At 65.5% G+C, this 25,559-nt stretch carries 25 protein-coding genes, 1 tRNA gene and 3 pseudogenes; 14 read left to right on the top strand and 15 right to left on the bottom strand.

The annotated features are described in order from the left end of the window. Both ACEN9N_RS15395 and ACEN9N_RS15400 read left to right on the top strand, forming a co-directional pair. Positions 1-486, top strand: a complete 486-nt coding sequence (locus ACEN9N_RS15395) for a YajQ family cyclic di-GMP-binding protein (protein WP_007835529.1) — start codon at positions 1-3, stop codon at positions 484-486. Between the two features lie 10 nt (positions 487-496). Further along, positions 497-1,141 (top strand): retropepsin-like aspartic protease family protein, encoded by a 645-nt coding sequence (locus ACEN9N_RS15400; RefSeq protein WP_413316329.1) that lies wholly within the window; start codon positions 497-499, stop codon positions 1,139-1,141. 10 nt (positions 1,142-1,151) lie between these two features. Here ACEN9N_RS15400 and ACEN9N_RS15405 read toward each other — a convergent pair whose 3' ends face one another. The 4 genes from ACEN9N_RS15405 to ACEN9N_RS15420 are packed head-to-tail and all read right to left on the bottom strand — an operon-like array spanning position 1,152 to position 3,751. Further along, a complete protein-coding gene (locus tag ACEN9N_RS15405) occupies positions 1,152-1,505 on the bottom strand; it encodes a RidA family protein (RefSeq protein WP_413316331.1) in 354 nt (117 codons plus the stop codon). A gap of 7 nt (positions 1,506-1,512) precedes the next feature. Further along, a complete protein-coding gene (gene plsY / locus ACEN9N_RS15410) occupies positions 1,513-2,148 on the bottom strand; it encodes a glycerol-3-phosphate 1-O-acyltransferase PlsY (protein ID WP_007835533.1) in 636 nt (211 codons plus the stop codon). A gap of 53 nt (positions 2,149-2,201) precedes the next feature. Beyond that, entirely contained in the window at positions 2,202-2,693 is a 492-nt protein-coding gene (locus ACEN9N_RS15415) for an aminoacyl-tRNA deacylase (RefSeq protein WP_007835536.1), read from the bottom strand. Next, positions 2,690-3,751 carry an aldo/keto reductase gene (locus tag ACEN9N_RS15420; RefSeq protein ID WP_495653922.1) on the bottom strand — a complete coding sequence of 354 codons (1,062 nt, stop codon included), beginning with the start codon at positions 3,749-3,751 and terminating at the stop codon, positions 2,690-2,692. Before ACEN9N_RS15420 ends, ACEN9N_RS15415 begins: the two co-directional genes overlap by 4 nt. A 126-nt stretch (positions 3,752-3,877) precedes the next feature. Between ACEN9N_RS15420 and ACEN9N_RS15425 the strand changes: the two genes are divergently transcribed. Beyond that, the gene (locus tag ACEN9N_RS15425; protein ID WP_495653923.1) at positions 3,878-4,807 is read left to right on the top strand and encodes an alpha/beta fold hydrolase; all 930 of its coding nucleotides are present in this window, start codon (positions 3,878-3,880) and stop codon (positions 4,805-4,807) included. Positions 4,808-5,065: 258 nt separating this feature from the next. Here ACEN9N_RS15425 and ACEN9N_RS15430 read toward each other — a convergent pair whose 3' ends face one another. Genes ACEN9N_RS15430 through ACEN9N_RS15445 form a run of 4 tightly spaced genes read right to left on the bottom strand, consistent with a single transcriptional unit; the run spans position 5,066 to position 7,825 of the window. Beyond that, positions 5,066-5,416: a hypothetical protein gene (locus tag ACEN9N_RS15430; protein WP_495653924.1), complete on the bottom strand. Its 351-nt coding sequence runs from the start codon at positions 5,414-5,416 to the stop codon at positions 5,066-5,068. 25 nt (positions 5,417-5,441) lie between these two features. After that, positions 5,442-6,269, bottom strand: a complete 828-nt coding sequence (locus ACEN9N_RS15435; RefSeq protein WP_007835546.1) for a MetQ/NlpA family ABC transporter substrate-binding protein — start codon at positions 6,267-6,269, stop codon at positions 5,442-5,444. A 28-nt stretch (positions 6,270-6,297) separates the two neighbouring features. Next, positions 6,298-6,960 (bottom strand): methionine ABC transporter permease, encoded by a 663-nt coding sequence (locus tag ACEN9N_RS15440; RefSeq protein WP_495653925.1) that lies wholly within the window; start codon positions 6,958-6,960, stop codon positions 6,298-6,300. After that, positions 6,953-7,825, bottom strand: coding sequence for a methionine ABC transporter ATP-binding protein (locus ACEN9N_RS15445; RefSeq protein ID WP_495653926.1), 873 nt, complete (start codon positions 7,823-7,825; stop codon positions 6,953-6,955). Before ACEN9N_RS15445 ends, ACEN9N_RS15440 begins: the two co-directional genes overlap by 8 nt. A gap of 240 nt (positions 7,826-8,065) precedes the next feature. Between ACEN9N_RS15445 and ACEN9N_RS15450 the strand changes: the two genes are divergently transcribed. The 7 genes and pseudogenes from ACEN9N_RS15450 to ACEN9N_RS15480 all read left to right on the top strand — a co-directional run. Further along, positions 8,066-8,878 carry a MetQ/NlpA family ABC transporter substrate-binding protein gene (locus ACEN9N_RS15450; protein WP_495653927.1) on the top strand — a complete coding sequence of 271 codons (813 nt, stop codon included), beginning with the start codon at positions 8,066-8,068 and terminating at the stop codon, positions 8,876-8,878. Positions 8,879-9,082: 204 nt separating this feature from the next. Next, a protein-coding gene (gene prfB, locus ACEN9N_RS15455) for a peptide chain release factor 2 (protein ID WP_108137465.1) occupies positions 9,083-10,187 on the top strand; the annotation gives its coding sequence in 2 pieces (ribosomal slippage) (positions 9,083-9,163 and positions 9,165-10,187; 1,104 coding nt in all). Then, entirely contained in the window at positions 10,187-10,858 is a 672-nt protein-coding gene (locus ACEN9N_RS15460; RefSeq protein ID WP_007835554.1) for an HAD family hydrolase, read from the top strand. The genes prfB and ACEN9N_RS15460 overlap by 1 nt, the downstream gene beginning before the upstream one ends. Further along, complete coding sequence (gene pepN, locus ACEN9N_RS15465; RefSeq protein WP_413315794.1) at positions 10,845-13,541, top strand: aminopeptidase N; 2,697 nt, start codon at positions 10,845-10,847, stop codon at positions 13,539-13,541. The genes ACEN9N_RS15460 and pepN overlap by 14 nt, the downstream gene beginning before the upstream one ends. A 23-nt stretch (positions 13,542-13,564) precedes the next feature. Further along, positions 13,565-14,578 (top strand): class 1 fructose-bisphosphatase, encoded by a 1,014-nt coding sequence (locus ACEN9N_RS15470; protein WP_413315795.1) that lies wholly within the window; start codon positions 13,565-13,567, stop codon positions 14,576-14,578. Positions 14,579-14,603: 25 nt separating this feature from the next. Next, positions 14,604-14,679, top strand: a tRNA-Thr gene (locus tag ACEN9N_RS15475). A 185-nt stretch (positions 14,680-14,864) separates the two neighbouring features. Next, positions 14,865-15,029, top strand: a pseudogene (locus tag ACEN9N_RS15480) (IS30 family transposase); the annotation flags it as partial. A 12-nt stretch (positions 15,030-15,041) separates the two neighbouring features. Here the strand turns inward: ACEN9N_RS15480 and ACEN9N_RS15485 are convergent. The 4 genes and pseudogenes from ACEN9N_RS15485 to ACEN9N_RS15500 form a co-directional block, all read right to left on the bottom strand. After that, positions 15,042-15,287: pseudogene (locus tag ACEN9N_RS15485) on the bottom strand (transposase); the annotation flags it as partial. 501 nt (positions 15,288-15,788) lie between these two features. Beyond that, entirely contained in the window at positions 15,789-16,130 is a 342-nt protein-coding gene (locus ACEN9N_RS15490) for a hypothetical protein (protein ID WP_413315796.1), read from the bottom strand. A gap of 2 nt (positions 16,131-16,132) precedes the next feature. Then, the gene (locus ACEN9N_RS15495; protein WP_495653928.1) at positions 16,133-16,954 is read right to left on the bottom strand and encodes a hypothetical protein; all 822 of its coding nucleotides are present in this window, start codon (positions 16,952-16,954) and stop codon (positions 16,133-16,135) included. A gap of 27 nt (positions 16,955-16,981) precedes the next feature. Further along, positions 16,982-17,140, bottom strand: a complete 159-nt coding sequence (locus tag ACEN9N_RS15500) for a hypothetical protein (protein ID WP_413315798.1) — start codon at positions 17,138-17,140, stop codon at positions 16,982-16,984. 390 nt (positions 17,141-17,530) lie between these two features. Here ACEN9N_RS15500 and ACEN9N_RS15505 point away from each other — a divergent pair, with 390 nt between their 5' ends. After that, positions 17,531-18,523, top strand: a complete 993-nt coding sequence (locus ACEN9N_RS15505; RefSeq protein WP_413315799.1) for a helix-turn-helix transcriptional regulator — start codon at positions 17,531-17,533, stop codon at positions 18,521-18,523. Between the two features lie 319 nt (positions 18,524-18,842). Here the strand turns inward: ACEN9N_RS15505 and ACEN9N_RS15510 are convergent, their stop codons facing one another. Beyond that, positions 18,843-22,451 (bottom strand): indolepyruvate ferredoxin oxidoreductase family protein, encoded by a 3,609-nt coding sequence (locus ACEN9N_RS15510; RefSeq protein ID WP_495653929.1) that lies wholly within the window; start codon positions 22,449-22,451, stop codon positions 18,843-18,845. 92 nt (positions 22,452-22,543) lie between these two features. Here ACEN9N_RS15510 and ACEN9N_RS15515 point away from each other — a divergent pair, with 92 nt between their 5' ends. Next, positions 22,544-23,065: an Lrp/AsnC family transcriptional regulator gene (locus ACEN9N_RS15515; protein ID WP_007835568.1), complete on the top strand. Its 522-nt coding sequence runs from the start codon at positions 22,544-22,546 to the stop codon at positions 23,063-23,065. Between the two features lie 38 nt (positions 23,066-23,103). Here ACEN9N_RS15515 and ACEN9N_RS15520 read toward each other — a convergent pair whose 3' ends face one another. Next, positions 23,104-24,306 (bottom strand): DUF2252 domain-containing protein, encoded by a 1,203-nt coding sequence (locus ACEN9N_RS15520; RefSeq protein WP_495653930.1) that lies wholly within the window; start codon positions 24,304-24,306, stop codon positions 23,104-23,106. A gap of 88 nt (positions 24,307-24,394) precedes the next feature. After that, entirely contained in the window at positions 24,395-24,883 is a 489-nt protein-coding gene (locus ACEN9N_RS15525; RefSeq protein ID WP_478180156.1) for a helix-turn-helix transcriptional regulator, read from the bottom strand. A gap of 144 nt (positions 24,884-25,027) precedes the next feature. Here ACEN9N_RS15525 and ACEN9N_RS15530 point away from each other — a divergent pair. Together ACEN9N_RS15530 and ACEN9N_RS15535 are read left to right on the top strand one after the other, a co-directional pair. After that, positions 25,028-25,150 (top strand): annotated as a pseudogene (locus ACEN9N_RS15530) (SAM-dependent methyltransferase); the annotation flags it as partial. Positions 25,151-25,241: 91 nt separating this feature from the next. After that, the gene (locus ACEN9N_RS15535; protein WP_007835573.1) at positions 25,242-25,463 is read left to right on the top strand and encodes a DUF1059 domain-containing protein; all 222 of its coding nucleotides are present in this window, start codon (positions 25,242-25,244) and stop codon (positions 25,461-25,463) included. The last annotated feature ends 96 nt before the right edge of the window (positions 25,464-25,559 follow it).

The following is a 25,559-nucleotide window of genomic DNA, read 5'->3' on the forward strand; positions in this document are numbered from 1 at the left end:
ATGCCGTCCTTCGATACCGTCTGCGAGCCCAACCTGCCCGAAGTGAAGAACGCGGTCGAGAACACCGCCAAGGAGATCGCAACGCGCTTCGATTTCAAGGGCACGGCCGCTGCCGTCGAGCTCAAGGACAAGGAAATCACCATGATCGGCGACGCCGAGTTCCAGCTCGTGCAGGTGGAAGACATCCTGCGCAGCAAGCTCACCAAGCGCAGCGTCGACGTGCGCTTCCTCGACAAGGGCGACGTCCAGAAGATGGGCGGCGACAAGGTCAAGCAGGTCATCAAGATCAAGAGCGGCATCGAGAGCGAGCAGGCCAAGAAGATCACCCGCATCGTCAAGGACAGCAAGCTCAAGGTGCAGGCCGCGATCCAGGGCGACGCGGTGCGCATCACCGGCGCCAAGCGCGACGATCTCCAGGCCGCCATGGCGCTCATCAAGAAGGACGTGCCGGACATGCCGCTCACGTTCAACAATTTCCGCGACTGAGCCCGGCCGCATGAAAGCGCTCGTCGTCGCAGCGCAGCTGCTGGCTGCCGCTGCCGTGGCGCACGCCGCCGGCTCGGTGACCCTGACCGGCAGCATCGGCAGCCGCGCCATCCTGATCGTGAACGGCAACCCGCCCAAGACCATCGCGGTTGGCGAGAGCTACCAGGGCGTGAAACTGGTGTCGCTGCAGGCCGAGCAGGCCGTGGTCGAACTCGATGGCAAGCGCGTCAACCTGCGCATGGACACGCCGGTCAGCATCGGTGGCGGGGGTGGAACGGGCGGTGGGGGCAGCCGCGTCGTGCTGTCGGCAGACAGCCGCGGGCATTTCATGACACAGGGCGCCATCAACGGCCGGCCCGTCACTTTCATGCTCGACACGGGCGCCACGTCGATCGCACTGTCGGCCGACGATGCCCTGCGCATCGGGCTCGACTACAGCAAGGGCCAGCGCGTCGTGATGAACACCGCCAACGGGCAGGCGCAAGGCTACCGGCTGCGCCTGCAATCGGTGCGCGTGGGCGACGTCGAGGTCTACGACATCGACGCCATCGTCTCACCGCAGGCCATGCCTTTCGTGCTGCTGGGCAACAGCTTCATCAACCGCTTCTCGATGCGGCGCGACGCGGACCAGATGGTCCTCGAAAAACGCTATTGAAGCCCAGGTGTCAGGCCTGCGCGGCCGTTACGACGATCTCGATCTTGTAGGCCGCATTGGCCATCTTGGCCTGCACGGTCGCGCGCGGCGGCGTATTGCCGGCCGGAATCCACGCGTCCCACACCTCGTTCATGGCGGTGATGTCGGTGATGTCCGCCAGGAAGATCTGCGTCATGAGGATGCGCGACTTGTCGCTGCCGGCCTCGGCCAGCAGGCGGTCGACCATGGCCAGCACCTGCGCGGTCTGGCCGCGGATGTCCTGCGTGGTGTCGTCGGGCACCTGGCCCGCGAGGTAGACGGTGCCGTTGTGCACGGCCGTCTCGGAAAGGCGGGGGCCGACGTGGAAGCGGGTGATGGAAGCCATGGTGTTTTCAAGCCTTTTTCTTCGAGCCGAGTTTCGACTCCGTGCCGGCCGCGAGCCGGCGGATGTTTTCGCGGTGCCGCCAGATCAGCAGCAAACTCATGACGATGATCGCGACCAGCACCGTGCGGTCGAGTGGCCACGCAATGCCGCCGCCAATCAGATAGTAAGCCGGCGCAAAGAAGGCGGCCGCCAGCGACGACAGCGACGAGTAACGAAAGAAGACCGCGACGATCAGCCATGTGGCGCCGGTCGCCAGCCCCAGCCAGGGCGCGATGCCCACCAGCACGCCCGCCGCGGTGGCCACGCCCTTGCCGCCCTGGAAGCCGAAGAACACCGGGTAAAGGTGGCCGAGGAACGCAGCCAGGCCGGCCAGGGCGGCGACATCCTCCCCCAACCCCCATTGCGCGCCGAACCGGTGGATGAAGAACACCGGCACCCAGCCCTTGAGCGCATCGAGCAGCAGAGTGGCCAACGCCGCGCCTTTGTTGCCCGAACGCAGCACGTTGGTGGCGCCGGGGTTCTTGCTGCCATAGCTGCGCGGATCGGCCATGCCGAGCGCCTTGCTCACGATGACCGCGAAGGACAGCGAGCCGATCAGGTACGACGCCACGATGGCGATGAGGGAAGGCAAGTTGAAACTCAAGGCGGCGCTCCGCGGAGATGGTTGTTGTTCTATCCGGCGACGACCGCCGCCGGCTATTCTGCCAGCGCACACTGCACGGGCTTCGCGCCCAGCAGCGCCACGCACACCTGCGGATCGATGCCGATCAGGTAGCCCCGGCGCCCGCCGTTGAGCACGATCTTCGGCAGTTCGAGAACAGTGGCCTCCACGTACACCGGCATCTCGCGCCGCGTGCCGAACGGCGACGTGCCGCCCACCATGTAGCCGCTGTGCCGCTGCGCCACCTCGGGCTTGCAGGGCTCGACCGACTTGGCGCCGATCTGCCGCGCGAGGTTTTTGGTCGACACCGTGCGGTTGCCGTGCATCAGCACGATCAGCGGCCGGGCGTCCTGGTCCTGCATCACCAGCGTCTTGATGACGGTGAACGGGTCGAGCCCGAGCATCTCGGCGCCGCGCTGCGCGCCGCCGTGCTCGACGTACTCGTAGGGATGCTCCGTGAACGCGACCTTGTGCGTCCGCAACAACTGCGTTGCGGGCGTTTCGGACACGTGGGTCTTCTTGCTCACGCCGCCGGGTCGCGGATTTCCCAGCGGATCTTGTCGATCTCCGCCAGGATCTCGGGCGACAGCGTGGTGCCGTACGCGTCCAGGTCTTCTTCCAGCTGCGCCAACGAGGTCACGCCAATGATCGTGCTCGCCACCTGCCACTTCGTGTAGCAGAAGGCCAGCGCCAGTCGGGTCGGCGTCAGGCCGTTGTCGCGTGCCAGCTGGTTGTAGCGCCTGGCCGCACGCAGCGAATCGGGACGGCCCCAGCGCTGCTTGCGCACCGATTCATAGCTCGAGATCCGCGCGCCCTTGGGCGCATCAGGCCCCTCGATGCCGCTCTGGTCGTACTTGCCCGTCAACAGGCCGAAGGCCAGCGGCGAATACGCCAGCAGCGACACGCCCAGCCGGTGCATCGTCTCGTCCAGCGCATTCTCGTGCCCTCGGCTGATGAGGCTGTACACGTTCTGCACCGTCGCCACGCGCGGCAGCCCGTGCTGCTCGGCCAGCCGCACGAACTCGTGCACGCCGTAGGGCGTTTCGTTCGACAGGCCGATGGCGCGCACCTTGCCCGCCTTCACCAGCCTGCCCATCGCTTCGAGCTGCTCCTGGATCGGAGTCTGCGATGTTTCCTTCACCGGGTCGTAGTAGATGTTGCCGAACATTGGCACGTGGCGTTCCGGCCAGTGGATCTGGTAAAGATCGATGACATCGGTCTTCAGCCGCTTCAGGCTGGCGTTGCACGAGGCCTCGATGTCGGCCGCCGTCATGCCATTGCCTTCGCGCACCCAGGGCATGCCGCGCGACGGGCCGGCCACCTTGGTCGCGACCACCAGCTTCTGGCGCGCGCCGGGGTTGGCGGCGAACCAGTTGCCGATGATGGTTTCGGTGACGCTGTAGGTTTCCTTGCGCGCGGGCACCGAGTACATCTCGGCGGTGTCGATGAAGTCGACGCCGCGCTCGAGCGAGCGACTCAGGATGGCGTGGGAGGTGGGCTCGTCGACCTGTTCGCCGAAGGTCATCGTGCCGAGGCAGATCGGGGTGACGTGCAGGTCGCTTTGACCAAGTTGGATCTTTTTCATGCGCGGGATGCTACCGCCCCGACCCGCAACCCGCTGGCCGCTGCACCAAAACCCGGGCATTCCGTGGCGGCCGGCTGTCGTGCGCCGGACTGCGTCAGCACAAAGGCCTCTTTATCATCGGCGCCCATGTACCAAGTCCTCCGCCCCTCCCGCAGCGAATTCGTGCCCGTGCGCAACCTCAGCTACCACGTGCGCCTCTGGGGCCAGCCCTCCGATGCGCGACCGCCGCTGGTGCTGGTGCACGGCTGGATGGACGTGGCGGCGTCGTGGCAGTTCGTGGTCGATGCAATGGAGCAGGAGCGCTTCATCATCGCTCCCGACTGGCGCGGCTTCGGCCTCACGGACGGTGGCGGCGTCGACAACTACTGGCTCGCCGACTACCTGGCCGACCTCGAATGGCTGCTCGACCACTACGCTGGCGAGGGCGACAACGCACGGCAAGTCGATCTCGTCGGCCACAGCATGGGCGGCAACGTCGCCATGCACTACGCCGGCGTGCGGCCCCAGCGCATCCGCCGCCTCGTCAACCTCGAAGGCTTCGGCATGCCCGCGCGCAAGCCCGAGGAAGCCCCCGCGCGCTACGGCCAGTGGATCGACGAACTCAAGCGCCTGCACCGCGGCGAGATGGCGCTGGCCGGCTACTCGGCCGTGGACGGCGTCGCGCGCCGCCTCATGAAGACCAACCCGCGCCTCACGCCCGACAAGGCCCAGTGGCTCGCCAGCCACTGGGCGGCCAACCACGCGCAAGCCGATGGCGGTGAGCGCTGGCAGATCCTCGGCGAGGCGGCGCACAAGATCGTCAACGCCCACATCTTCCGGGTCGACGAAACGCTTGCGCTGTATGCGCGCATCACCGCACCGCTGCTGATGGTCGAGGCCGCGGACGACAGCCTGCAGGGCTGGTGGAAGAACCGCTTCACGCTCGACGAATTCCATGAACGGCTGAAGTCGGTCGGCAACAGCCGCATCGAGCGCCTCGAAGACGCGGGTCACATGCTGCACCACGACCAGCCGCAGCGCGTGGCGCGGATGATCGAAGCGTTCCTGGCGGCCTGAGCCCGCCTCTTGTTCAACCGCGGCTCGGCTCGCTGTCGAGGCTGTCCATCTGCGCCGCGACAATCGACGTGATCGTTCAGAGCCATCGTTGATCGGCAAGCACCGGCAGCGTGCCCAGGTGCATAGGGCGTCGGGCGCTCCCCGCAGCGAAATAAAGAAAGGAAGCGGCGGAAGGCCGGGGGACATTCGCGGTGGGCAATACCCGGCGGCCTGTGCACGCGCCCCGAACAAGGGCGCACCATACCCGCGCCGCCGCCTCTACTCTTCGTCAGCGTCGTTGCCCGTCAGCGAGAGAACTTCTTCGACGAAAGCCTCGAAGAGCGGCAACGAAGCAGGCAAGGCGTCGAAAGACTCAACCTCGCCCGCATCGAAGAAGTGCGGCTTGCCGTCCGGCACCGACACCCATTCGCCGGCCTCGACAAGCAGCCCCAGGTAACCGTCGGCGGTCGGCACATAGAACAGCCCGGCGCTCTCCAGCACGCGCTGCCCCTTCTTCTTGCCACGCCCCCAACTCACGCCCTGCCCGGACAGGTGCTCGGTGATCCAGCCGTCGCACATATGCGTGTCGCGCCAGCTTCCTTGGGCATCGAATACGGCGAGCACTGGCATGGGGCGTCCTTTGTTGTCTGCGAAGTTACTGCAGGAAGCTGGGCTTGGCGTAGCCCTGGAACTTGCTGTCGACCACCGCCTTGAACTCCTTCGACCGGTAGGCCTCGGCGATGTCCTTGGCCCATTGCGTGTTCTTGTCGGCGGTCTTCACGGCCACCACATTCAGATAGTAGTCCGGCGTTTTCTCCAGCACCACGGCTTCGGTGAGCTTCAGGCCCGACGAGATCGCGAAATTGCCGTTGACGATGGCGTACTCAGTGTCGCCCAGCGAACGCGGCAGTTGCGCGGCTTCGAGCGGAATGAACTTCAGCTTCTTCGGGTTCTCGGCCACGTCCTTTTCCGTCGAGCGCAACACGTCGATGCCGGGCTTGAGCGTGATCAGCTTGTTCTGCTCCAGCAGCACCAGCGCTCGGGCCAGGTTGCTCGGGTCGTTCGGCAGCGTCACGCGGTCGCCTTCCTTCACGTCGGCCAGCGTCTTGCGCTTGGTCGAATACACGCCCATCGGGGCGATCGGACCCTGCACCAGTTCGGCCAGGTCGAGCTTCTGGTCGGCCGCGAACTTCTTCAGGTAGACCTGATGCTGGAAGAAATTGGCGTCGAGCGAGCCCTGGGCCAGTGCGAGGTTGGGCTGCACGTAGTCGTTGAACTCGACCAGCTTCACCTTGTAGCCCTTCTTCTCGAGGATGGGCACGATGCCGGCCTTGAGCTGGTCGGCGTTGGAGCCGGCGGTGCCGCCGATCACAAGGTTCTTCTTGGCGGGGTCTTGCGCGTGGGCCTGCAGCGAGAGGCCGCCGAGCGAGACGGCAGCCAGGGACAGGGCGAGAACGGAACGGCGCAGGAATGCGGTTTTCATGGGATAGGGAAAGCTGAGAAAAAAAGAATCAACGCTTGTCCAGCCTGCTCGCCGTGGTGTTGCCCACGAATTGCAGGATCTGTACGAGCACCACGAGCAGCGCCACGGTGAGCACCATCACGTCGGTCTGGAAACGGTAGTAGCCATAGCGGATGGCCAGGTCGCCGATGCCGCCACCGCCCACCACACCGGCCACCGCCGAGTACGAGAGGAAGCTCACGGCCAGCACCGTCAGCGCCAGCACCAGGCCCGAACGTGCCTCGACCAGCAGCACGCGCCATACGATCTGCAGCTCGGTCGCGCCCATGGCATGCGCCGCCTCGATCACGCCGCGCGGCACTTCGCGCAGGCACTGGTCGACCAGCCGCGCCAGGTACGGAATGGCCGCGAACGACAGCGGCACCGCAGCCGCAAACGGCCCGATCGACGTGCCCGCAATCACCCGCGTGAACGGCACCAAGGCCACCAGCAGGATGATGAAAGGGAACGAACGCACCGTGTTCACCAGCCAGTTGAGCACCAGGAACGCGGGCTTGTTCTCCAGCGACTGGCCGGGCCCCAGCAGGAACAGCAGGATGCCCAGCGGCCCGCCGATGAGCACCGCGGCCGAGAGGCCGATGGCCAGCATCATGAAAGTCTGGCCGGTGGCGACCCACAGCTCCGGGAGGATGGGGGCGATGTTCTCAAACATAGGCCGCCTCCAGCGCGTTGCGCTGCACCGAAGCCGGACGCGGCACGACCGGCAGGCGCGCCTCGCGTTCGCGGCGACGCACCAATTCGTCGATCTCGCGGCCCAGCGCGGTCTTGCGCTCCTCGCCCGGTGCATCGACCGCGAACTGCTCCACGAGCCGGCCCTTCTCGAGGATGGCCACGTTGCGGCACAGCACCTCGACCACCGACAGCTCGTGCGTGACGATCACGATGGTCACGCCGATCTTCTGGTTGATGCCGCGCAGCGTCTCCAGCAGCGAGCGCGTGGTTTCCGAGTCGAGCGCAGAGGTGGGCTCGTCGCACAGCAGCACCTGCGGGCGCGGCGCCAGCGCGCGGGCAATCGCCACGCGCTGCTTCTGCCCGCCCGAGAGCTGGGCCGGGTAGGTGTCGATCTTCTCGGCCAGGCCCACAAGCGCCAGGCACTCGCGCACACGGGCATCGATCTCGGCCTTCGAGTGGCGGCCGTGAATCTTCAGCGGGAAGGCCACGTTGTCGAACACCGTGGCGTTCTGCAGCAGGTTGAACTGCTGGAAGATCATGCCGATGTTCTGACGCGTGTCGCGCAGCTCGCGGCGCGAGAGCGTGGTGAGGTCGCGCCCGCCGACGAGCACCTTGCCCGCATCGGGCCGCTCCAGCAGGTTGATGAGACGCAGCAGTGTCGATTTTCCGGCACCGCTCTTGCCGATCAGGCCGAACACGTCGCCCTGGTGGATGTCGAGCGAGAGCGAGTGCACGGCGTCGAACACCTCGCCGTTGGGCAAGGCGAAGGACTTCTGCACCGATTGAAGACGGATGACTGGCGCCGCGTGAATGTCGCGGCCCGCGTCAGGCGTAGGTTGGGTCATGGAAAAAAGGCGCGGCCCGCGCGGCGCGCTGGTCGCGTAGGTTCGCGAAAAAGTGTCGAGTATGAAAAGAAAGGCAACGAAAGGGAACGAACAAATCGGCGCTTGCTTATGCCTTTGAACACATAAGGGCACAAAGGTGTGACCCGATAGGCGCCATATGGATATGCGCATTGGTTCGTTTCCAAACGGCGTCCGCAATGCCACATTCGCGCCTTCTTTTTTTTGATTTCGCACAACAACATGCACAGCACTTTTCGCCGCCGCACCCTCGTCCTGGCCACGCTTGCCGCCGCCCTCCTTGCCGGCAACACCGCCTTCGCGCAGGACAAGAACACGCTCAAGGTCGGCGTCTCCGTCGGCAACGGCGAGCAGATCTTCGAGGTGGTCAAGAAGGTTGCCGCCAAGGACGGCCTGAACATCCAGGTCGTGGTGTTCAACGACTACCAGCTGCCCAACGCGGCGCTGGCCTCGGGCGACCTCGACGCCAACGCCTTCCAGCACCAGCCCTTCCTGGACAACCAGAACAAGGCGCGCGGCTTCGACATCGTGCCCGTCGGCCTGACCATCACCGCGCCGCTGGGCTTCTACTCGCACAAGATCAAGGCCGTCGACCAGCTGCCCAACGGCGCAACAGTCGGCATCCAGAACGATCCGTCGAACGGCAATCGCGCGCTGTTGCTGTTGCAGCAGGCCGGCCTCATCACGCTGAAGCCCGAGGCCGTGAAGAACAACACCGCCACGCCGCTCGACGTGGTGACCAACCCGAAAAAGCTGAAGCTGGTGGCGCTCGACGCAGCCCAGCTGCCGCGCTCGCTCGACGACCTGACCATCGCCGCCATCAACAACGACTACGCCGAGAAGGCGGGTCTGTCGCTGAACAAGGACGCCGTCATCAAGGAAGCCGCCAAGAGCCCGTACGCCAACCTGATCGCGGTGCGCCGCGCCGACAAGGACAAGCCCTGGGCCAGGCGCCTCGTGGCGGCGTACCAGTCGCCGGAGGTGAAGAGCTTCATCGAGACGCAGTTCAAGGGTTCGCTGATCCCCGCGTTCTGATTTCGGGGTATTTCCCCCTCCCCCGCTGGGGGAGGGCTGGGGTGGGGGCACGGCGGCGCATCCATGGAGCGCCCTGCCCGCCCCCATCCCAGCCTTCCCCCAGAGAAGGAAGGAGCAATACAGGGCCTCGGCAGGGCGGGTTTTCGGAGCGTGAGAAAATGTCGGGTTCCCCCCGAACACCAACCCTCACAGTCAGGACACCCCATGGACGCAGAACAGATCAACCAAATCGGCGCAATGCTCGCGGACCTGAGCGTTCGTACGGTCGATTTACGGAGGTATCTTTGACTACGATGCCAAAGCTGAACGACTGAGGACAGTCAACGCATCGCTCGAAGACCCGAACGTCTGGAACGACCCGAAGAAGGCCCAGGAACTGGGCAAGGAAAAGAAGTCGCTCGACGACGTGGTCGTCACGCTCGACCGGCTCACCAACGGGCTCTCGGACAACACCGAGCTCTTCGAGATGTCGAAGGAAGACGGCGACATGGACGGCCTGCAGGCCATTGCCGATGACGCCGCCACGCTCGAAGCCGACATCAAGCAGCTCGAATTCCGCCGGATGTTCAACAACCCGGCCGATCCGCTCAATGCCTTCGTCGACATCCAGGCCGGCGCCGGCGGCACCGAGGCCTGCGACTGGGCCAGCATGCTGCTGCGCCAGTACCTGAAGTACGCCGAGCGCAAGGGCTTCAAGACGCAGATCGAAGACGAAACGCCCGGCGACACCGCCGGCATCAAGGGCGCGACCATCAAGGTCGAGGGCGACTACGCCTTCGGCCTGCTGCGCACCGAGACCGGCGTGCACCGCCTGGTGCGCAAGTCGCCGTTCGACTCGTCGGGCGGTCGCCACACCAGCTTCGCCAGCATCTTCGTGTACCCGGAGATCGACGATTCCATCGAGATCGAGATCAACCCCTCCGACGTGCGCACCGACACCTTCCGCGCCAGCGGCGCCGGCGGCCAGCACATCAACAAGACCGACTCGGCCGTGCGCCTGACGCACATCCCGACCGGCATCGTGGTGCAGTGCCAGGACGGCCGCAGCCAGCACAGCAACCGCGACGTGGCGTGGAAGCGCCTGCGCTCGCGCCTGTACGACCACGAGATGCGCAAGCGCCAGGAAGAGCAGCAGAAGCTCGAGGACAGCAAGACCGACGTGGGCTGGGGCCACCAGATCCGCAGCTACGTGCTGGACAACAGCCGCATCAAGGACCTGCGCACCAACGTCGAAGTCTCGGCCACGCAGAAGGTGCTGGACGGCGATCTCGACGTGTTCATCGAAGCCTCTCTGAAGCAAGGCGTCTGATGAAGGTCGAAGCGCTGATCTTCGACATGGATGGCACCATGATCGACTCCATGCCCTGGCATGCGCGCTCGTGGGTGGAGTTCGTGGCGCGCCACGGGCTGAAGCTCGACGTGAGCGACATCCTCGCGCGCACCACGGGCCGCACCGGCACCGAGTGCATGCGCGAGCTGTTCGAGCGTGACCTCTCCGACGCCGAGTGCCAGGTGCTGGTGCACGAGAAAGAAGAAATCTACCGCGCCATGTTCAGCGACAACTTCACCGAAGTGGCGGGCTTCTCCGCCTTTGCCAAGGCGGCTGTCGCGCGCGGGCTGAAGGTGGCGGTCGGCACGGCCGGCGACAGGCACAACATCGAGTTCGCCATGTCGCGCCTGAAGATGGACCCGCTGCCGCTGGCCATAGTGGGCGGCGATGAAGGCTTCAGCGGCAAGCCCACGCCCGCCATCTTTCTCGAAGCTGCACGCCGCATCGGCGTTGCGCCCGAACGCTGCATCGTTTTTGAAGACGCGCCCTTCGGCATCGAAGCCGCCCGCCGCGGCGGCATGCGTGCCGTGGCCGTATGCAGCACCCATACCGCCGCCGAGCTTGCCGGCCCCCATGTGATTGCCGCGGTTCGCGACTACGACGAACTCGCCCATTCGAATTTTCTGGAGACACTCGATGATGTTGCGTGACGCTCAAGGGCAACCGATTGCCATTCGCCGCGAAGACTATGCCGCTCCGGCCTACTGGATCGACACCGTCGACCTCACCTTCGACCTCGACCCCGCCAAGACCCGCGTGCTCAACCGCATGCAGATGCGCCGCAACCCCGAAGTGCCGCTGGAGCCGCTGCGCCTGCAAGGCGACGAACTGAACCTGGCGCGCGTGCTCGTCAACGGCCAGGGTGCGTCGTTCCGCATGGAAGGCGACCAGCTCGTCATCGACGGCCTGCCCGACGCGTTCGAGCTCGAAATCTTCACCACCTGCTGCCCCATCAAGAACACCAAGCTGATGGGCCTGTTCGTGAGCGAAGACACCTTCTTCACGCAGTGCGAGGCCGAGGGCTTCCGCCGCATCACCTACTTCCTCGACCGTCCGGACGTGATGGCGATGTACACCGTGACGCTGCGCGCCGCCAAGGCCGCCTACCCGGTGCTGCTGTCGAACGGCAACCTCGTAGAGCAGGGCGAACTGCCCGAAGGCCGCCATTTCGCGAAGTGGGTCGACCCCTTCAAGAAGCCCAGCTACCTGTTCGCCCTGGTGGCCGGCAAGCTGGTGGCACGCGAGCAGCGCATCACCGCGCGCAGCGGCAAGGAGCACCTGCTGCAGGTGTACGTGCGCGCCGGCGACCTCGACAAGACCGAGCACGCGATGAACTCGCTCATCAACTCGGTGCTGTGGGACGAAGCCCGCTTCGGCCTGCCGCTGGACCTCGACCGCTTCATGATCGTGGCCACCAGCGACTTCAACATGGGCGCCATGGAGAACAAGGGCCTGAACATCTTCAACACCAAGTACGTTCTGGCCAACCAGGCCACCGCCACCGATGCCGACTACAGCAACATCGAAAGCGTGGTCGGCCACGAGTACTTCCACAACTGGACCGGCGACCGCGTCACCTGCCGCGACTGGTTCCAGCTCTCGCTGAAAGAAGGCCTCACCGTCTTCCGCGACCAGGAATTCAGCCAGGACCTGTGCGCCGACGCCTCGGCCCGCGCCGTGAAGCGCATCGAAGACGTGCGCGTGCTGCGCACCGCCCAATTCCCCGAGGACGCGGGCCCCATGGCCCACCCGGTGCGGCCCGACAGCTACATCGAGATCAGCAACTTCTACACCGTCACCATCTACGAGAAGGGTGCCGAGGTGGTGCGCATGATGCAGACGCTGGTCGGCCGCAAGGGCTTCGAGCGCGGCATCACCCTCTACTTCGAGCGCCACGACGGCCAGGCAGTGACCTGCGACGACTTCGCGCAGGCCATTGCCGACGCCAACCCCGATTCGGAACTGGCACGCCTGCTGCCCCAGTTCAAACGCTGGTACAGCCAGGCCGGCACGCCGCGCCTCGCGGCCCACGGCGTGTACGACGCGCAGAGCCGCAGCTACACCCTGAGCGTGGTGCAGAGCTGCCCGCCCACGCCGGGCCAGCCGACCAAGGAGCCCTTCGTCATTCCGCTGAACGTCGGCCTCCTCGACGCCAGCAACGGCCGCGAACTGCCCCTGCAGCTCGAAGGCGAGAGCGAAGCCACGCACGGCACGCGCACCGTGGTGCTGTCGCGCGCCGGCGAGCAGATCACCTTCACCGGCCTGGACGCCGAGCCCGTGCCTTCCATCCTGCGCGGCTTCAGCGCGCCGGTGATCCTCGACTTCGAGTACACCGACGCCCAACTGCTCACCCTGCTGGCCAACGACCCCGACCCGTTCAACCGCTGGGAAGCCGGCCAGCGGCTGGGCCTGCGTGCCGCGCTGCAAGGCATTGCCGCACTGGCCACCGACACCACGCCGGTGCTGAACGACGCGTACATCGACGCCATGCGCAGCGTGCTGCGCAACCCGCAGCTCGACGCCGCCTTCAAGGAACTGGTGCTCACGCTGCCGTCGGAAACCTACATCGCCGAGCAACTCGACGTGGTCGATCCGCAGCGCGTGCACCTCGTGCGCGAAGCCATGCGCGCCCAGCTGGCCACCGCCCTCTTTGCCGACTGGCAGTGGGCCTATGAAGAGAACCACGACACCGGCGCCTACAGCCCCGACCCGACCTCGTCGGGCCGACGCGCGCTGGCCGGCATGGCGCTCAACTTTCTGTGCCTGGCGGCGCGCTCCTCGGGCGACGCCGTGTGGCCGGGCAAGACGCTGCAGCGCTTCAAGGACGCGGGCAACATGACCGACCGCTTCAACGCGCTCAACGCGCTGGTATCGTCGGGCCACACCCTGGCGGCGCAGGCGCTGGCGCGCTTCCACGCCATCTTCAAGGACGAGGCGCTGGTCATCGACAAGTGGTTCTCGCTGCAGGCCGGCGCCAGCGACCGCGGCGGCGACATCCTGCCGCTGGTGAAGCAGCTGATGAAGCACCCCGACTTCTCGCTGAAGAACCCGAACCGGGCGCGCAGCGTGATCTTCAGCTACTGCAGCGCCAACCCCGGCGCATTCCACCGCCCCGACGCGGCCGGCTACGTGTTCTGGAGCGAGCGCGTGATCGAGCTCGACGCCATCAACCCGCAAGTGGCTGCCCGCCTCGCCCGCGCACTCGACCGCTGGAGCAAGCTGGCCGAGCCGTACCGCAGCGCCGCGCGCGAAGCCATCGCCCGCGTGGCCGCCAAGCCCGACCTGAGCAAGGACACGCACGAAGTCGTGACCCGCGCCCTGGCGGGAAACTGAAGCAACCGAACCCCACAAGACACATGGCTCAACAAAAGATTTCCCTCACCCGCTACCTCGTCGAACAACAGCGTGCCGACGGCCTCATCCCCGGCCAGCTGCGCCTGCTGCTCGAAGTGGTCGCGCGCGCCTGCAAGAGCATCAGCCAGGCCGTCAACAAGGGCGCGCTGGGGGGCGTGCTCGGCACGGCCGAGAGCGAGAACGTGCAGGGCGAGATCCAGAAGAAGCTGGACATCATCGCCAACGAAGTGCTCATCGAGGCCAACGAATGGGGCGGCCACCTCGCGGCCATGGCCAGCGAGGAAATGGACAGCATCTACGTGGTGCCCAACCGCTACCCGCAGGGCGAATACCTGCTCATGTTCGACCCGCTCGACGGCAGCAGCAACATCGACGTGAACGTCAGCATCGGCACCATCTTCAGCGTGCTGAAGAAGCCCGACGACCACCCCGGCGTGCAGGAAAGCGACTTTCTGCAGGCCGGCACGCAGCAGGTGGCCGCCGGCTACTGCATCTACGGCCCGCAGACCACTCTGGTGCTCACCGTGGGCAACGGCGTGGCCATGTTCACCCTCGACCGCGAGCAGGGCAGCTTCGTGCTGACGCAGGAAGACATCCAGATTCCGGCCGACACCAAGGAATTCGCGATCAACATGAGCAACATGCGCCACTGGGACGAGCCCATGAAGCGCTACATCGACGAATGCCTGGCCGGCAAGGAAGGCCCGCGCGGCAAGGACTTCAACATGCGCTGGATCGCCAGCATGGTGGCCGACGTGCACCGCATCCTGATGCGCGGCGGCGTCTTCATGTACCCGTGGGACAAGCGCGAGCCCGAAAAGGCCGGCAAGCTGCGCCTGATGTACGAGGCCAACCCGATGAGCTGGCTGGTCGAACAGGCCGGCGGCGCGGCCACCAACGGCAAGCAGCGCATCCTGGACCTGCAGCCCACCAAACTGCACGAACGGGTGAGCGTGATGTTGGGTTCGCGAAACGAAGTTGAGCGCTTGACCCAGTACCACGCCGAGAAGGCCTGATTTCTTGGCTATAATCTGAGGCTTCGCCGGTGTAGCTCAGTCGGTAGAGCAGCTCATTCGTAATGAGAAGGTCGGGTGTTCGATTCATCTCTCCGGCACCAATACAGATAAGGCCCCGTAGCTATCAAATCGATAGCTACGGGGCCTTTTTCTTGCGCGATGTAACGGCCGATGTAAGAGGATTTAGAGGCATGACCATGTTGCTGTCGCTCTCCCCGCCGATTCCTTCTCGGAACGCGCTCGCGCACCTTCTCAAACTTCTAGCCCCTGCCCTCGTTGCCGCGGTCACGGGCTGGTGCGCCAGTACCTGCCCAAAGGTGCGGATCTATCGATCTACAGCCAAGTAGATTTGGACGCGATCTCCATGCGCTTGAACACCAGGCCTCGAAAGACACTGGACTACGGGACGCCTGCAAGTAGACTTCAGCGAGCCGTTGCAGCGACCGGTTGAATCCAAGGCAGCCTTTTTTAGGATGTCGCGCTCCTCGATCACACGCTTGAGCTCGGCCTTCAGCCGCCGCAGTTCGTCTGTCTGCGACACCCGCGCCTGCCGATCACCGGCCGGCATTCGCCGGGCCTTGATCCATTGATAAAGACTGTGCTGACTCACGCCCAGCCGGGTCGACACATCGGCCAACTTGTGGCCGTGCTCGGTGATCTGCTTGATCGCTTCGGCCTCGAATTCTTCGGGATATCTCTGCTTACTCATGGCACCTCCTATTGGGCCTCGGGTTTGAGGCTCAGAGGTGTCTAGAAAACTCGGGGCGATTCAATGCCCCGCCACAGCCAGTCTCGCGCCACCACTTTACCGGTGCTCCGAAAGAGAGTTGCAGCGCGAAGCTGTATTGACGCGGTTGAAGTGCGACCTCAATTCCGTTGATCTGCACACATTGTCTATCCCCGTAGAAATGGCAAGCCCCCCACACTGCAGCGTGATCGGGCACGGCAACGACGAATGAATCTTCCGCACGCTGGCCAAGCGCGCGAATCAGCCAATCCAATTCGTCATCGGTCACTCGAGAAACATCGACGCCGAACCTGCAGCCGGACTTCGGATCGCGCTATTACGCGAAACCTCAATGCGGTCGCGTCATGGATCGACTCCTGCTCTCCATTCGCCATTGCCCTCACATTCCGCCGCTTCCTGTGCAAACCTGTGTTGCGAACTGAGTCACGCCGCGCCATCGAGCTCAAAGCTGGCCAAACTTCGTCACCAAGTCACCTTCAATTCGGTCATACCGATCAGCGCGTCGTAGACCTCGGGTGCAACGTTGATGCAACCACCCGTGATGCCACGGCGCCCGGCGGCCGGGCCGCGTAGGCGTTCGAGCCGGTGCTGCGCCGGGTTGCCGAGCCAGACCCTGTGCACAGCGAAGACCTCGCGAGCCGTCTCCTTGAACTGCAGGACATCGCCGCCATAGCCCTCGGCCTGGACGATCCGCTGCGTGAGCGGGAAGGTGCCCACGGGCGTGTCCTTGCCGACCAGCGCCGGGTGACAGGCGCCCTGGAAGCAGATCATTGCGGCCGTGAGGCTGACGGTGGCGAGGGCCATGCTTACTCGCGGATCGGCTTGGCTTCGACCAGCTTGACGGTGGGCTCCGCCACGGCCATCAGGCAGTCACGGACGTAGAAGCGGCTGCTGATCTGCTGGAGCTGGCCGCTCTGCGCCGCGCCGCCTTGCGCGCCGTTGCCGCTGGAGCCGTAGCCGCCGAGCGAGAAGCTGCCCGACGAGGACGTGCCCAGGATCGCCGCGTACTGCGTCACCTGATGGCCGAAGAGCTTCCCGCCGATCTCGACGAACGGCTGGTCTGCTGGCTCAATGTCATCGTCTTCGCCTTGTTCCACGTCGCTCTGCCCGCCGAGCACACCGAAGCGCTTGCCCATGACCGGCCGCCGCACGACCCGGACGCGCGGGCCGCAGGCCATCGGGGTGACGATCATGTTCGCGGCGGCGAGCGGCGCGGCGGCCTGTCCGTGAATCACTGGCGCCCAAACCGTGGTGCGCTCCTGCACGTTCGTGTTCGACACTGAAAGGTTGCCGCCGCCTCCAGAGCCAGCCGCACCGGACGAACCGCCAGCATTGACTGTGACGTTCGCGACACCGCCGGTCCCGCCCGCGCCGCCCGCGACGGTGTTTGTGTTCGTGCTGTTGTTGGCCTGCTGCTGGCGTTGGTTGCCGCCCGCGGCGGTGCTGTTGCTCGTGCTGGTCGCCTGACTCGGGTTGCACGGATCGACCGACACGGAGACGGGCGAGTAGCTGGAAGTGTTCGCGTTCGCGGTCGGGTAGTTGTAGTTGTAGGAGTCCGAATACTGCGCGAGCGCAGGGAGGGCGAGTACCGCGAGAAGCGCGGCAGCGAGAAAACGAGAGAGTTTCATGATGGTGGTGGCCCTGTTCAATTTGGGTCAGTTGTTACCGCCGCTTTGATTGCCGCCGCCGTTGTTACCGCCGCCGCTGTTACCGCCGCCGCCGCTGGTCACCGGGTTAGGGCATGTGGTTTGCGCGACGGCAACCGACAATCCAAGCGTGAAGACGACAAGAACGGCGATGAGAGTCTTTTTCATAAGAGTGCAAGAAATCGATTAATGAAATTGCGAGGTGAGAGTTCGAAGAGTCAATGGAGCGCACTTCGCCACTGCTTGCGGTGGCGACCTGTTTCGGGATGAAGCCGGGTGTCCAGGCTTGCTCAGCCCACGAACGCAACCCGCATCCGTGTGCCAGAGGTCTTAAGCACGGGCCGTCCGTACCTACAGGCGCTCACGACAGGACAGGGCAGATTGTTGAAGACGGCAGGCATCCGTAGTGCGTGAACTAGTGCCCGCGTGAAGCTTTCACACATTTCGTGATGAAATCGAATACGCTTTGGCAATCAAAGTGTGAGCAACTTCATTTGCTTGGTCATCATCTTGCCGACCAAGTTGACAGCGAGTGCCATTTGACGTGTGATCTCGCGCATGCCTCCGCACTCCAGTCGACCGAAGAACCGCAGGACTCTGTCGATCGACCTGGAGCAGATTCGACGACAGCTTCGATGGCAGCCTTCGGTGGCGGGAAGCGAAGTACTGGGACCTCTGGAGGGGCTCTATCGGGCCGAAGATCATCGCTATCGTCGGGTCGATGACGGAACGCTGCTTCACGTCATGGACTACGAGACGCTGCTGCCCTACGAACTGAAGATCGAACGTGCGGACATGGTGTGCGTGCAGATCATGCTGGCGGGCACTTACATGCGACGGAGTGCCGTTCGATCACAAATCGTCGAGTCGTCCATGACTTCCATCTCCAACCTACCCGAATCTCTGTCGGTGACCAATGCAGGCCAGAAGCTGCAAGGGATCTGGATCGCCTGTGACAGGCGGCATTTCCTCTCACGCTACGGTCTGCAGCCTGACATGGTGCCTACCGACTATGTGCCTCTCTTTCAATCCGCGCGGGGGATGCCCGTCGCGATCGAGCTCGCAACTCAAGGACCGAACATCGTTGCTGCGCAGGAGATTCTTTCGTGCCGGATGAAGGAGCCCCTCAATAGTCTCTACGTGGCGGCCAAAGTAACGGAGATCCTCTGCAATGTCGTCGCTCAACTGCATTCGATGGCCGGCGCGAGAGGCCCCGGCCGCATCCACACGTGGGAAGCTACTCAACAGGCCATCGGGGCCGCAGCTGAAATTTATCGGCGCACGCTCAGCAGCCCCCCGACCGTCGACGAGCTGGCTCAGAAGGTCGGGCTCAATCGCAACATGCTCACAGCGGGCTTCAAGGCGCGCTTTGGGGCCACGCCTAATGCCTTTGCCCACGCGCTGAGAATGCGGGAAGCGAAGACACTGCTGGACGGCGGCCATCTTTCGATCAGCGACATTGCCAGGAGCGTGGGGTACAGCAGCTATGCCAGCTTTGCCCATGCGTTCCATGCCTACTACGGAGTGCCGCCAAAGAAACCGGCAGTCTGACATGACCACGGCAGCGGTGACGCGGCGGGTGCTGACGTTGAGCAGTTGGACCGCTTCGGCCCGGGAAACTTGAGGGGCTGCAAATTTGCAGAGAGCGCATGCTAGTTGCCGGAAGACAACCCCGCACCGATCTTCGCCAGCTTTGCCGCTACTGCCGCACCCTGCGACTCCGTCAGGTGCCGGCGATGCGGGTTGAGCGACACCACGAACCGATCGGAATGCAAATAGTCTTTACACAACCGTCAACAACTTCGATCAACTTTTTTTGAAGTCCCGTGGTGGCCACTCAGCCCATTCGACAAGCTCATCAATGCGGCCTCTATCGCGCGCTAGCCACGATCGCAATCCCCCGAATCTGCCCTGCCCCCGGCGCACGCTCCGGCTTCGCATAGTGCGCCGGCGCAAACCGGTGCAGCAGTTCCGCCTCCTGCACTTTCGCGGCTTCGAGGTTCGCGAGCTTGACGTGGCCGAAGCCGCGAATCGACAGCGGCAGTGCCGCGATGCGCGCGGCCGTTGCCTGGTTGCCGGCCGAGAGTTCGCCGGCCATCGCATGGAACAGCCCGTCGAAATGCGCGATCAGCTCGCGCTCCGTCCGCCGCTCGCCGGTGCGGCCGAAGGGATCGAACGCCGTGCCCCGCAACCGCTTGCCATGCGCAAGCCAGCGCATGGCGGGCAGCATCCAGCCACCGATGCGGATCTTGGCGGGCGCATGCCCGTTCGCGGCACGCGAGACCAGCGGGGGCGCCATGTGGAATTCGAGCTTCAGGTCGCCTTCGAACTGCTCCGACAGCTTCTTCACGAACTCTCCGTCGGTGTAGAGCCGCGCCACCTCGTACTCGTCCTTGTAGCTCATGAGCTTGAGCAGGCTGCGCGCCGCGTTGCGCGTGAAAGGCAGGCTCGCATCGCCCCCCGCCAGCGCGGCTTCGCGCGCACGCAGGCTGCGGATGCGCGCTTCGAAACGGTCTGCCCATGCGGCGTTCTGGTAGCCCGTCAGGTGGCGGCGTGCATCGGCGATCAGCACGTCGAGCGGGCGCTCGTCGGCCTGCGAAGCGTGTGCGTCCGTAGGCGCTGCGCGCAAGTGGTCGAGCGCCGCAGGGTCGCCCGCCGCAAGCCGCCCCAGCGAGAACGCCGACTGATTGGCCGCCACGGCCACGCCGTTCAGCTCGATCGCATGCATCAGCGCCTCCAGGCTCAGCGGCACCAGGCCGCGCTGCCATGCATAGCCCGCCGCCACGATGTTCGCCGCCAGCGTATCGCCGAGGAATTCTTCCGCGAGGCTTTGCGCGTCGAAGGTCTCGACCTGCTCCTCTCCGGCGACGAAGCGCATCTTCTCCAGCAGCAGGTCCACGTGCAGATCGGCATCGGGGTTGCGCAGCGACTCGGCCACCGGAATCTCGTGGATGTTCGCAAGCACGCGCGTGCGTCCGTGCCGCACGGTCTGCAGCGCATCGGCCGACGCACCCACCACCACGTCGCAGGCGAGGATCGCGTCGGCCTGCTGCGTGTCGATGCGCACCTGGTGCAGCCGCTCGCGCGAATCGGCCAGCCGCACGAAGCTCAGCACCGAGCCGCCCTTCTGCGCGAAGCCCATGAAGTCGAGCACGCTCGCGGCCTTGCCTTCGAGGTGCGCGGCCATCGCGATCACCGAGCCGACGGTCACCACGCCGGTGCCGCCCACGCCGGTCACGAGCAGGTCGTAGGGCGCGGTCCACACGTGCGCATCAGGGTGCGGCAGTGCGGCCACGCGATGCAGGAAGGCGTCGCGCCCGGCGGCCAGCGCGCCGCGCTTGCGGCGCAGCTTGCCGCCCGTCACGCCCACGAAGCTGGGGCAGAAGCCCTTGGCGCAGGAATAGTCCTTGTTGCAGCTGGTCTGGTCGATCTTGCGCTTGCGGCCCATCGGCGTTTCATGCGGCAGCACGGCCACGCAGTTGCTCTGCACGGCGCAATCGCCGCAGCCTTCGCACACGGCTTCGTTGATGAACAGGCGCTTGGGTGGATCGGCGAGCTCGCCCTTCTTGCGGCGGCGGCGCTTCTCGGCCGCGCAGGTCTGTTCGTAGATGAGCACGGTCACGCCGGCCATTTCGCGCAGCCGGCGCTGCACGTCGTCGAGCGCGGCACGGTCGTGGAACTCGGTGCCTTTCGGAAAGCGGTCCTTGATGTCGTCGTACTTGCCGATGGCGTCGCTGACAACGACGACCTTGCTCACGCCTTCGGATTCGACCTGCCGCGCAATGGCGTCCACGCTGATCGCGCCGTCGACAGGCTGGCCACCGGTCATCGCCACCGCGTCGTTGAACAGGATCTTGTAGGTGAGCGTCGCCTTGGCCGCCACGGCCTGCCGGATCGCGAGATAGCCCGAGTGGTAGTAAGTGCCGTCGCCCAGGTTCTGGAACACGTGAGGCGTCTTCGTGAACATCGCGTGCGAGATCCAGTCGACGCCCTCCCCGCCCATCTGGATCAGCCCCGCCGTACTGCGGTCCATCCAGTTGGCCATGAAGTGGCAGCCGATGCCGGCGCGCGCGGTCGAGCCTTCGGGCACCTTGGTGCTGGTGTTGTGCGGGCAGCCGGCGCAGAAGTACGGCACACGTTTGACGGCGTCGCTCGCATTGCCAAGCAGCTCGGGCGGCGTGAAGTCGCGCACATGCTGCAGGTGGTCGCCCAGGTCGTGGTTGTCGGGGAAGTGCACGGCCAGCCAGTGCGCGACCAGTTCGATGAGCCGCGAGGGGCGCAGCTCGCCGAGCGCCGACACCAGCGGCTGGCCCTCGCGGTCGTGCTTGCCCACGAGCACGGGCCGGGCATCTGCGGGCGCGTTGTAGAAGATGTCGCGCAGCTGCGTCTCGACGACCGCGCCCTTCTCCTCGACGATGAGGATTTCGTCGAGCCCTTGCGCAAAGGCCTTGATGCGCGTCTGCTCGACGGGAAAGCTCAGGCCGATCTTGTAGAGCCGCACGCCGGCGCGGGCCAGTTGCTCCGGCGAGAGTTCGAGCCGGCGCAGCACTTCCATCAGATCGTGGTGCGCCTTGCCGCATGTGACGATGCCCACCTTCGCGCGCTCGCTCACGATGACGTGGCGATCGATGCTGTTGCGCTTGGTGAATGCGGCCACGGCCGTGAGCTTGTCTTCGAGCCGCGACTCGATGCGCAGAGAAGGCAGGTCGGGCCAGCGGTAGTGCAGGCCGTCCGCCGGCGCGCGATGGCCGGTGGCGGCGCGCACGGTGTCGGCGTCTTCCCAGGCCTCGACGCGCGCGTTGACCACGTCCAGGTCCACGGTGCCCGCGCTTTCGACCACCTCCGACAGCGCCGCCATGCCGACCCAGGCGCCCGAGTAGCGCGACAGCTCGTAGCCGTACAGGCCGAACTCCAGGTACTCGGCGATGCACGAGGGCTGCATCACCGGCATGCGCCAGGCCATGAAGGCGTGGTCGCTCTGGTGCGGCATCGACGACGACACGCAGCCGTGGTCGTCGCCCGCCACCACGAGCACGCCGCCATGCGGCGACGAACCGTACGCGTTGCCGTGCTTGAGCGCATCGCCCGCGCGGTCGACGCCCGGGCCCTTGCCGTACCACATGGCGAACACGCCTTCGACGGTGCGCTCGGGGTCGGATTCGACGCGCTGCGCGCCCAGCACCTGCGTGGCCGCCAGCTCCTCATTGACGGCCGGCACGAAGCGGATGCCCGTTTCCTTGAACCGTTCGCCGGCCTTCCAGATCGCCAGGTCGACCATGCCCAGCGGCGAGCCGCGGTAGCCGCTGACGAAGCCCTGCGTGTGCAGGCCGCGCTGCGCATCGCGCCGGCCCTGCATCACCAGCACGCGGATCAGTGCCTGCGTGCCGGTGAGGAAGACCGAGCCCGAAGGGGCCCAGAGGTTGTCGGAAAGCTGGTAGCCGGGCCGCCTGAGTGCGGTCGCGTTGTGTGGGGCGTTCATGCCCGGAATTGTTCTGCGGCATCCCGCGGAAGTGCTTCTTCAATACACTGGCGCCAACCCTTGTTTGAAGAATAATCTTCTCGGAGTTCGCCATGAACGTCGATTCTCTTTCTCTTGACGAGCATTGCCTCAAGATTCTTTCTGCACTGCAGCATGACGGCCGTCAGACGGTGCAGCAGATTTCCGAGGCCGTGGGCCTGTCGCCCACGCCCTGCTGGAAGCGCATCAAGGACATGGAGGCGGCCGGCGTCATCCGCGGCTACACGGCGCTGGTCGATCCCGAACTGGTGGGCCTGCACGTGTCGGCCGTGGCCGAGGTGAACCTCGACCGCCACAGCGAGGCGATGGTGCAGCGCTTCGAAGAGGCGGTGGCCGCGAGCCCGCAGATCATCCGCTGCGTGTCGGCGACGGGGCCCGCGGACTACATCCTGAACGTGACCGTGCCGGACATGAAGCACTACGAGCGCTTCCTGCACGAGGTGCTGTTCAGCCTGCCCGGCGTGACGCACGTGCGCTCGAGCATCGTGCTGCGCGAGATCAAATCGGAGACGGCGCTGCCGCTCGACCACCTGCTGCCTGGCAAGGCACGCGCCGCTGGGTCGCGGCGAAGCTAGGACTGCATGAACGGCTTGACGCAGCCCGGCGGGGAAGGCTACGCCATCTTCCCCGCGTCATGAGCCTGGCAGTAGGCCTTCCAGTCGTTCTCGACTTGCGCTGCGCACTGGTGCGCAGCGTCCAGCAGGTCGCGGCGCCACGACCTGGCCGAGGTGCCGAAGTCGATCAGCTCGTCTGCGATGGCCGAGCCCTGGCGCCCCGAACTGCGCAGGTGCGCCCAGGCCATGAGTTGCCCCATCTCTTCGATCACGCCGCTGACCTGGCCCAGTCCGGTGCGGCGCACGTCGAGGCTCACCCGGTCCTCGCTGGGCTGCAGGTCGCGCAGCACGTAGGAAGACTTGCCATCGACGATCGGATGCAGGAAGGCCATCGACACAGCCTGCATGCGGCGTTGGATTGCCACCACGCGATGCGCCTGCGACGGCCATGCGGGCTGCCTGATCTTCAGGTGCGGCACGAGCGACGACGACGTTGCCTGCTTCAGGTCGAGCAGGTAGTTGCCGTCGGGCGAGCCCTTGCCTTCGACCAGGACGACGTAGCGCTCCATTCCCAGGCTGCCGGTGCCGGCGATGCGCCGCGCCACGTCGAGCACCCTGAAGAAGCCCGGGTTGTCCTGCGATGCCGCAAATGCGTCGATCAGCCTGGCCGCTCGCTCGCGCCCGGCCCTGTCGGCCCGCAGCGCGTGCTCGCCGTCGCGGCGAATGCGCCGGCCGCCGTTCTTGCGTTCGGTGCGCTTGTCGAGAAAGGCGGCGCGCGTGCGGGCCTTGAGCGTCGCGAGCAGTTCATGAACGAGGCCGCTGGCGGTGTCGCGCTCCACCCAGCGGGCTTTGCCGAGCGCCAATGCACCGGCGTAGCCTTCGAGAAACGCCTTGCACAGCGCGTTCGAATCGTCGGGCGTTGCGCGCAGGCTGCCGCCGGCCACCAGGATGCTCGACAGGAAGCGCACCAGCTCCCACGTCACAGGCGCCAAGGCGGCCTCGTCGAAGTCGTTGAGATCGAAATAGGCGAGCCGGTTGTCGCCCTTGTAGCTGCCGAAGTTCTCCAGATGGGCATCGCCGCACAGCCAGGCCGCCGGCGCCTTGGTGAACAGCGCACCGGCCGGCAGGCGGTCGTAGAAAAGGTGGCAGGTGCCGCGCAGGAAGACGAAGGGGTTGGCGCGCAGGTTGGCGTACTTCATCACCAGGCGCTCGGGATCGCGCCCGGCGTTGAAGCTGCGGATGGCCTTGGCGACGTTCAGCATGGCGTTGTTCGTTTCCCGCTTGAATGAGCGGCAGATTCTCGGCCAACGCGTGCCGATACCCGGCTTTGCTTGCCGGGCGCGCTTTTTTTCAGGGCATGTCGGGCCCGCCCATGCCGAGCGAGCGCAGCACGGCCGCCGTGCGCGTCTCGACGCCCAGCTTCACGTAGACGTGCTCCAGGTGCTTGTGCACGGTGCGCGGACTGATCGCGAGCAGGGCGGCGATCTCGGCGTCGGTCTTGCCGCGCGAGAGCCAGTGCATGACCTCGCCCTCGCGGGGCGTGAGGCCGGGGGGCGGTGCGTTCATGGCCGGCGCATCGGGCAACGGCGCCTCGGTGCGGCGGGCCAGCCGGTAAAGCAAGGCCACCGCCACCGCATGCTCCAGCCCCACGCGCCGGTAGTAGTCGGCCTGCAGTTCGGCTTGGCGAAATTCGCGCCGGCCCGGTGCCTTGGCGACGTGCAGGGTCGTGCGCAAGCCATTGCTGGCGGCCTCGCGATGCCGCACGGGCGAATGCCCGGACTCGAGCTGCTCCAGAAGGCGAAGTGCGCTTGCGCAATCGTTGCGCGTCAGGTGCGTCATGGCATGCCCCTTTCACGGCACATACGCATTGCTGCGTATGGCGCCTGCATGCATCGAGACGCAGGATGCTCGCAGGCCCTTGCCGCCGATTCAGTATAGGCAGGCAAGCGCCGCGTATGCCGCCGGCCGGCGAAGGGGATACACATGGCTATCGACGAAACACGGCTTAACGCGTTCATGGGTAACTTCGTCCATGGCATCGGTGCCGTGATGCACGCAGCCACCATCGTCGCAGGCGACCAGTTGGGCCTGTACAAGGCGCTGGCCGGGGCCTTTGCCTCGGTGCGCAGGCGGGCGAGCGAGACGCCCTTCAACCTGATTTTCGAAGCACGTCCGTGAGGACATTCCAGGAGCTGCCATGTCACGCCAATACATCGACTGCCGCGAGTATCCGAGCACGATGAACTGCAGTGTCGCGCTGTCCGCAGACAGCGAGAGCGAACTGCTCGATGCCGCCGTCCAACACGCCGTGGCCGTCCACGGCCACACCGACACACCCGAATTGCGCAAGCAACTGGCGAGCATGTTCAAGACCGGCACGCCGCCGGTGCAGGCGCCCGCACAGAAGGCTCCCGCCTGAGACGATCCTGCGCGGATCCGAGCGCCGTTTCGCACGGCGATGAATACCTTCGGGTGCTTGCAATGAGCACCCGTCGATGAAAACCGAGCAGCCCGC

Source organism: Variovorax sp. Varisp46, from assembly GCF_059491885.1.

What these genes read in the sequence shown, in the direction of transcription:
- ACEN9N_RS15395 (WP_007835529.1), top strand. Translation starts at nt 1, where the DNA reads ATGCCGTCCTTCGATACCGTCTGCGAGCCCAACCTGCCCGAAGTGAAG.
- ACEN9N_RS15400 (WP_413316329.1), top strand. Translation starts at nt 497, where the DNA reads ATGAAAGCGCTCGTCGTCGCAGCGCAGCTGCTGGCTGCCGCTGCCGTG.
- ACEN9N_RS15405 (WP_413316331.1), bottom strand. Translation starts at nt 1,505, where the DNA reads ATGGCTTCCATCACCCGCTTCCACGTCGGCCCCCGCCTTTCCGAGACG.
- ACEN9N_RS15420 (WP_495653922.1), bottom strand. Translation starts at nt 3,751, where the DNA reads ATGAAAAAGATCCAACTTGGTCAAAGCGACCTGCACGTCACCCCGATC.
- ACEN9N_RS15425 (WP_495653923.1), top strand. Translation starts at nt 3,878, where the DNA reads ATGTACCAAGTCCTCCGCCCCTCCCGCAGCGAATTCGTGCCCGTGCGC.
- ACEN9N_RS15430 (WP_495653924.1), bottom strand. Translation starts at nt 5,416, where the DNA reads ATGCCAGTGCTCGCCGTATTCGATGCCCAAGGAAGCTGGCGCGACACG.
- ACEN9N_RS15435 (WP_007835546.1), bottom strand. Translation starts at nt 6,269, where the DNA reads ATGAAAACCGCATTCCTGCGCCGTTCCGTTCTCGCCCTGTCCCTGGCT.
- ACEN9N_RS15440 (WP_495653925.1), bottom strand. Translation starts at nt 6,960, where the DNA reads ATGTTTGAGAACATCGCCCCCATCCTCCCGGAGCTGTGGGTCGCCACC.
- ACEN9N_RS15445 (WP_495653926.1), bottom strand. Translation starts at nt 7,825, where the DNA reads ATGACCCAACCTACGCCTGACGCGGGCCGCGACATTCACGCGGCGCCA.
- ACEN9N_RS15450 (WP_495653927.1), top strand. Translation starts at nt 8,066, where the DNA reads ATGCACAGCACTTTTCGCCGCCGCACCCTCGTCCTGGCCACGCTTGCC.
- ACEN9N_RS15460 (WP_007835554.1), top strand. Translation starts at nt 10,187, where the DNA reads ATGAAGGTCGAAGCGCTGATCTTCGACATGGATGGCACCATGATCGAC.
- pepN (WP_413315794.1), top strand. Translation starts at nt 10,845, where the DNA reads ATGATGTTGCGTGACGCTCAAGGGCAACCGATTGCCATTCGCCGCGAA.
- ACEN9N_RS15470 (WP_413315795.1), top strand. Translation starts at nt 13,565, where the DNA reads ATGGCTCAACAAAAGATTTCCCTCACCCGCTACCTCGTCGAACAACAG.
- ACEN9N_RS15490 (WP_413315796.1), bottom strand. Translation starts at nt 16,130, where the DNA reads ATGGCCCTCGCCACCGTCAGCCTCACGGCCGCAATGATCTGCTTCCAG.
- ACEN9N_RS15495 (WP_495653928.1), bottom strand. Translation starts at nt 16,954, where the DNA reads ATGAAACTCTCTCGTTTTCTCGCTGCCGCGCTTCTCGCGGTACTCGCC.
- ACEN9N_RS15500 (WP_413315798.1), bottom strand. Translation starts at nt 17,140, where the DNA reads ATGAAAAAGACTCTCATCGCCGTTCTTGTCGTCTTCACGCTTGGATTG.
- ACEN9N_RS15505 (WP_413315799.1), top strand. Translation starts at nt 17,531, where the DNA reads ATGCCTCCGCACTCCAGTCGACCGAAGAACCGCAGGACTCTGTCGATC.
- ACEN9N_RS15510 (WP_495653929.1), bottom strand. Translation starts at nt 22,451, where the DNA reads ATGAACGCCCCACACAACGCGACCGCACTCAGGCGGCCCGGCTACCAG.
- ACEN9N_RS15515 (WP_007835568.1), top strand. Translation starts at nt 22,544, where the DNA reads ATGAACGTCGATTCTCTTTCTCTTGACGAGCATTGCCTCAAGATTCTT.
- ACEN9N_RS15520 (WP_495653930.1), bottom strand. Translation starts at nt 24,306, where the DNA reads ATGCTGAACGTCGCCAAGGCCATCCGCAGCTTCAACGCCGGGCGCGAT.
- ACEN9N_RS15525 (WP_478180156.1), bottom strand. Translation starts at nt 24,883, where the DNA reads ATGACGCACCTGACGCGCAACGATTGCGCAAGCGCACTTCGCCTTCTG.
- ACEN9N_RS15535 (WP_007835573.1), top strand. Translation starts at nt 25,242, where the DNA reads ATGTCACGCCAATACATCGACTGCCGCGAGTATCCGAGCACGATGAAC.